6 protein-coding genes are annotated in these 5,595 nt (G+C 58.8%); all 6 read left to right on the top strand.

Going from position 1 to position 5,595, the window contains the following annotated elements; genetic code table 11:
• Positions 1–1,391: tetratricopeptide repeat protein (locus ACH2EH_RS06630; RefSeq protein ID WP_395140107.1), on the top strand; the 1,391-nt coding region annotated here is incomplete at its 5' end.
• A gap of 135 nt (positions 1,392–1,526) precedes the next feature.
• On the top strand, positions 1,527–3,257 hold the full coding sequence (locus ACH2EH_RS06635; protein WP_395140109.1) for a hypothetical protein: 1,731 nt from the start codon (positions 1,527–1,529) through the stop codon (positions 3,255–3,257).
• 88 nt (positions 3,258–3,345) lie between these two features.
• On the top strand, positions 3,346–4,596 hold the full coding sequence (locus tag ACH2EH_RS06640) for a PhoPQ-activated protein PqaA family protein (protein WP_395140111.1): 1,251 nt from the start codon (positions 3,346–3,348) through the stop codon (positions 4,594–4,596).
• 12 nt (positions 4,597–4,608) lie between these two features.
• A complete protein-coding gene (locus tag ACH2EH_RS06645; protein WP_395140113.1) occupies positions 4,609–4,935 on the top strand; it encodes a hypothetical protein in 327 nt (108 codons plus the stop codon).
• A 9-nt stretch (positions 4,936–4,944) separates the two neighbouring features.
• Positions 4,945–5,361 (top strand): element excision factor XisH family protein, encoded by a 417-nt coding sequence (locus ACH2EH_RS06650; protein WP_395140115.1) that lies wholly within the window; start codon positions 4,945–4,947, stop codon positions 5,359–5,361.
• Positions 5,349–5,595: element excision factor XisI family protein (locus ACH2EH_RS06655; protein ID WP_395140117.1), on the top strand; the 247-nt coding region annotated here is incomplete at its 3' end. The genes ACH2EH_RS06650 and ACH2EH_RS06655, both read left to right, overlap by 13 nt.

The following is a 5,595-nucleotide window of genomic DNA, read 5'->3' on the forward strand; positions in this document are numbered from 1 at the left end:
CACTGGTCGCCGATGCGATTCTGGACCTGCTGGAGCAGCTTGTGGACAAGTCGCTGATCCTCACAGAGGAGAGCACCGAGGGACAGACGCGCTACCGAATGCTGGAGACGATCCGTGAGTACAGCCGCTTGAAGCAAGCCACCGAGGAACTCCCGGAGCTACTGGAACGCTACCAGAGCTGGTACACGCAGCTTGCCAGCGAGGCGGAAGCGAACCTAGTGGGGCCAGAGCAGACGCACTGGCTGGTGGCGCTCGATGCGGAACACAACAACCTGAGGCAGGCCATTGCCTGGAGCGTGGGGGAGCGGCATCTGGAGCTCTGCACCGCACTCTTCCGCTATTGGTACTTGCGAGGGCACTGGAGTGAGGGGCGGGAGCATCTCAGCGAGGCGCTCACCCGCACGGATACCCCCCAGGGAACTGCAACCCGCGCACGAGCACTGATGGGAGCCGGAAACCTAGCTAGAAGTCAGGGAGACTATCCCGTTGCCGTTGCCTATTTTGAGGAGTGCCTTGTCCTGCGCCGTACTCTGGGCGACCAGCGAGGGAGCGCTAGTATTCTCAATAACCTGGCGACGGTTCTTCTTGACCAGGGCGACTACGCGCGTGCCCGTACACTTTATGAGGAAAGCCTGGCGCTCTGCCGGGAGCTCGGGGAGACAAGAGGGATCTCGCGGGCACTGCACAACCTGGGAATGATCGCCAACGAACAAGGGGACAACGAGCGGGCTCTGGCGCTCTACAGCGAGTCGCTTGCTCTCTGCCGGGAGCTTGGTGACCGCTATCTGGAGGCGAACGACCTCAATAACTTAGGCAATGTCTTCACCGAGCAGGGAGACTATAAGCAAGCACGGCTTTTGATCGAGCAGGCGCTGGTGATTGACCGGGAGCTAGGGATGACAGCAGGAATCGCGTCCTCGCTCAATGACCTAGGGCGGATAGAGCTGGCGCTGGGCAGCTACGCGGCGGCGCAGGCGCTGGTGGACGAGAGCCTGGAGCTCAATCAGGGGCTAGGCGACCAGCGTGGGATCATGATGTCTTTGAATAACCTGGGGCTCGTGGCACTTGCTTGGGGAAACTACGATGAGGCACGCAAGCGCTTAACCCAGAGCCTCGGACTGCGCCATGGCCGCTTCATTGTGGATAGCTTTGTCGGCCTGGCTCACCTGGCGCTTCGCGAAGAAAATCTCGTGCGCTCTGCGCGGCTCTACGGCGTGGCGGATCGGCTCCGGGCGGGTATGAACGGAGCACTCGCGTTCCTAGAGCGCCGCTTCCACGACGATGACCTGGAACTCTTGGCGGAGCGCCTTGGTTCTGCCAGCTTTGAGCGAGAGTACGAGCTCGGCCACACCCTCACCGACGAGGCAGCGGTTCAGCTAGGAATGGCGTAGAGACTCACGCCGTCCACGAATAAAAAACCTCCGACCACGCAACAACTTATCTCCCGTCCACTTTTCCGTCCACATCAAGACGTTATTCTAAGCCCAGTTCTTCAAAATGAAGACCAAAAGAATAGGGAAAACACGATGCGACAACAATGGATGACACTACTGGGTATTTCTGCACTAGTGGGAGCGAGTTTACTTCTAGCCAAAAGCACACGAGCCGATGTCGGCGACTATGCCTACTATCAATACGGGGATTTTGGCTACAAAGCTGCGAATATGCTGGATATTGATCAGCGAAGAAGTGCAATGGGTAGTATTTTAGGTTTATCAAACAAAGGTGCGATGTACTGCGTTCCCACCGCCTGCATGAACCTACTAGGCTATATTGCCGGGCATGGCTACTCCAATATCTTCCCGGGAGTGGCGAACTGGCAGGCCAATAACCAGAGCATCTACAACCAGATGACTAGCAATCTTCAGATATTTGGGGGCCAGATGAGCACCGACCCGATCAAGGGAACAGGCGGCAATGCGGCACTCGCTGCCACCAAGCTCTACCTCGACCCCGCCCAGTTCGGAGTGGATCTGCTCTATGCCGACAAAAACTACTCGCCGCTCTTTAGCGATCTGGCGATCATGGCGGTACAAGGGCGGCTGGTGAATTTGGGGGTCGGCTGGTACACCAACAAAGACATGAACCAGCCCCATGTCCGGAAAGGTGGGCACTTTGTGACCCTGGGACAGGCATCCAGTGTCGGGCTATTTAGCCCCGCCACAATAGGCATCCTCGATCCCGCCAACGACTCCGCCAATCTCTTTGCACAATCCGCCTTCGCGTTTGATTCCTACGATGTGGAGGATGTCCCCGGCAAGTACGGCTACACCGATGCAAACAATGTTGACCAGGTTTGGCAGCGCACCCAGAGCCGCATCAAGAACTACGGGAGTGGCTATATTGATGGCGCAATGGTGATCAAACCCAAACAAGGCCTTGTCTCGCAAGGGCCGGTGATCCAGATCCTGACGCCGATCTCTGTTTTCAATATCGAGGCCAAGCAGCCCGTGCGTACCTACCGCTCGCTGACCGGCGGCAGCATCATGGATATCGCCTACGATCCGATTGATGTGAAGACCCCCTATCTGATTGAGGGAAGCGACAGCCTCTACGAGCTCGACCTTCACACCGGCGAGTCCCGTGTGCTACCAGCGGTTCAGCGCACGGAGACCGGGCTACCGACCCTGAGCAAGCCGCAGCGCCTAGTGATCGGAGGGCCTGAGCGCAAGCTCTATGTTCTCCAAGCCGGGCAGATCACCTGCTTTAGCCGCGATGGTTCCGCCGCAAAAGTCTTCACGCTGCCCACGGGGCTCTCGATCCCAGCGATTGCCTTCTCGGAAAAGCGTGGGATTCTCTACGCATTTGATCGTGCCAGCAAGGTGATGATCCAGTTCGATGCCAACCTCAAGCCCCTGCGCACCGACCGATTGAATATCCCGCTGGCGACTCCCTACAAGCTGGAGTTGGTCAGCAATCCGGTGACGGATGAAGTCTCGCTACTCTGCGATGGCTCCGTGGATATCTATAGCTTTAGCTGGGGCGAGCGCGGTGTCACCACCCGCAAGACCACGCTCCAAGGAGCAAGTTTCCCTGTTGGTATTGATATTGACGAAGCCGGAATGCTGGTCGCCAACGACGGGGGCCGCATTGTCTCCTTCGATAAGAATGGCCGTCCTTCGTACAGCTCCCCGTTTGTGGGAATGCCCGGTGGCACCAACCAGCGCCTGGTTCGCTCCTTCAGCAACTACAGCCCCGCGATCCACACCACCCCGAGCTTCGACAATGTCCTCCCGCCCAGCCCCGAGCTGCGCTAAACAAAACAACGCGAGCCAGCCCCCTCCGGGCTGGTTCGTTTTGGTTTGTCTGGCCGTATGATTTGGGAGGATACGCTATAATCTCTGCATGAAACGAACACTGCTGTCTGTCTCCTCTCTCTTCAATGGCTTGGATGCCTACCTTGCTCGCCCTGAACCCGCGTTTCGCTGGGAGAAAAAGAGCGAGAAGCGCGTGGGTGATGTGCTTATCGAGGAGCTGAAGCTTATCTCGCAGACCTGGCAGGGCCATGTCTGGGAACATCGCGTACAGGTATGTCGCCCCGATAAGCTGCGCTACCCGGACTTTTGCGCCGTGCGCAACACGGGTGGTAATGGCGGCGACCGCGACGAAGCCATGAACATCCAGCTCGCCCGCGACTCGGGGTGCACGGTGGCGACCATGTTCAACAACCCGATGCAGCCGCTCTATGGGGGCCTTACGGAAGACGCGCTGATCGCCTACACCTGGCAGAAATATCTCGAAACGGGCGACGAGAGCTGGCCGCTGCACTTCCCGATGGCAAAAGCCGTGCTCAAGACTCTCGATGCGCTCCAGCAGCAGACAAAAAATAAACTCCAGCGCTTTATGGTCTTTGGCGCAAGCAAGCGCGGCTGGACCACTTGGCTGGTGGGCGCGAGCCAGGACAAGCGCGTGGTCGGGATCGCGCCGCAGGTGATTGATGTGCTGAAAGTGGCCGAGCAGATTCCCCACCAGCTAGACATGCTCGGCGGCAAGCCCAGCGAGGAGATCGAGGACTACGTCCGCACGGGCTTCGATAAGCTACTCCTCACCCCACCCGGCAAGCGCCTGATGGACTTAGAGGACCCTTTCTCCTACCGGGATCGCCTGACGCTGCCCAAACTGCTGCAGCTCGGCACCAACGATCGCTACTGGGCACAGGACGCACTGAATCTCTACTGGGACGGCCTCAAAGGCCCCAAGTGGGTGCTCTACGCCCCCAACTCCGGCCACGGCCTGGAAGACCGTGTTCGGGTGATGTCCACGCTGGCCGCCTTCACGCGCTCGCTCGCCGCCCGCCGCCCCTGGCCCACATTAAGCTGGCAGTGGACACCTGAGGACAGTGGCGCACGACTGAGCTTCACCAGCACCTCCCCGATCCGCGCCGCCCGCCTCTTCCGCTGCCTTGGCCCGACCACGGACTTCCGCGATCAGAAGTGGTCCTTCACCGAGCTTCCCGTCGCCGCGCAGGGCTTCGAAACCTGGCAACCCACACCACGGCGCGGCTTCGGTGCAGCCTACGGGGAAGCGACGTTTGACCTCGACGGCCAGCCGTTCACGCTCTCAACACAGATTCGCATCTTTGGGAAAAAGTCATGAAAAAACACTGTTTTGTCGTCGGAGTGCTGGCGCTTGCCACCGCCTAGGTTGGGCGGGTTCGCCTCAGATCTGTCACGTATCAAGTCCACCGCCCCTCACGCAGCCAACCAGAGCGTCGTCGCTGGGCTTTTAGACGAATCTAAGCACTTCATCGAGTGGACGGCGAGCGAGACGGAGATAGAGACCGCAGGCTACCTCGCCAAACTGCAAATCGAGCTCGCCCTCTGGCAGCGCCAGCTCCCCGACCGCTGGCAAAACCCCACTGACCGCCAGCGCCTCGCCAACCAAGCTGGCACCTGGTCGCAACAAGTCCTGGAACTCTCCGGCTTGCTAGGATAAAATAGAGCCATGCCTGCGCTAGATCGCGATCATGTTGCTGTACGAAATGCTCTTGTCAAAGACGGCTGGACGATAACGCACGATCCTCTGCGGCTGAACTACAAAAAGAAGCGACTGTACGTTGATCTGGGAGCGGAGCGCCTGGTTGCCGCTGAGCGTGGGACAGAGAAGATCGCGGTGGAGATCAAGACATTTGGTGGCGCGTCAGACGTGGCCGACTTAGAGCAGGCAACCGGGCAGTTCATGGTCTACCGCTCGCTTCTGCGCCGCAGTGACCCGGAACGTACTCTGGTTTTGGCGGTTCCCCAGGAAGCACTGGAAACGGTCTTTGAAGATGCACTCGGTGAGATTTTGCTGGAAGACAGCATCCTGAGAGTGTTTAGTTTTGATTCTGAGCGAGAGGAAATTGTCGAATGGCTACCCTAGAAGAGCTACGTCAAGCGATTGAGAAGGTTTTCGCGGTGTGGCAGGAGCTACCCGGCCCCGAGTCAGCGTTTGCGATTGTTCCCGTGTCAGATCGTCAGCAGGATCGCTATCTTCTCCTGGAAGAAGGCTGGGAGGGCAACAAGCGTATTCATGGCCTCCTCGCTGATTTGCAGATTCGCGAGGGCAAGATATGGATTCAGGCCGACAACACCGACCGCCCCCTCGCCGAGCAGC

The organism is Armatimonas sp. (genome assembly GCF_043760365.1).
Classification (GTDB): domain Bacteria; phylum Armatimonadota; class Armatimonadia; order Armatimonadales; family Armatimonadaceae; genus Armatimonas.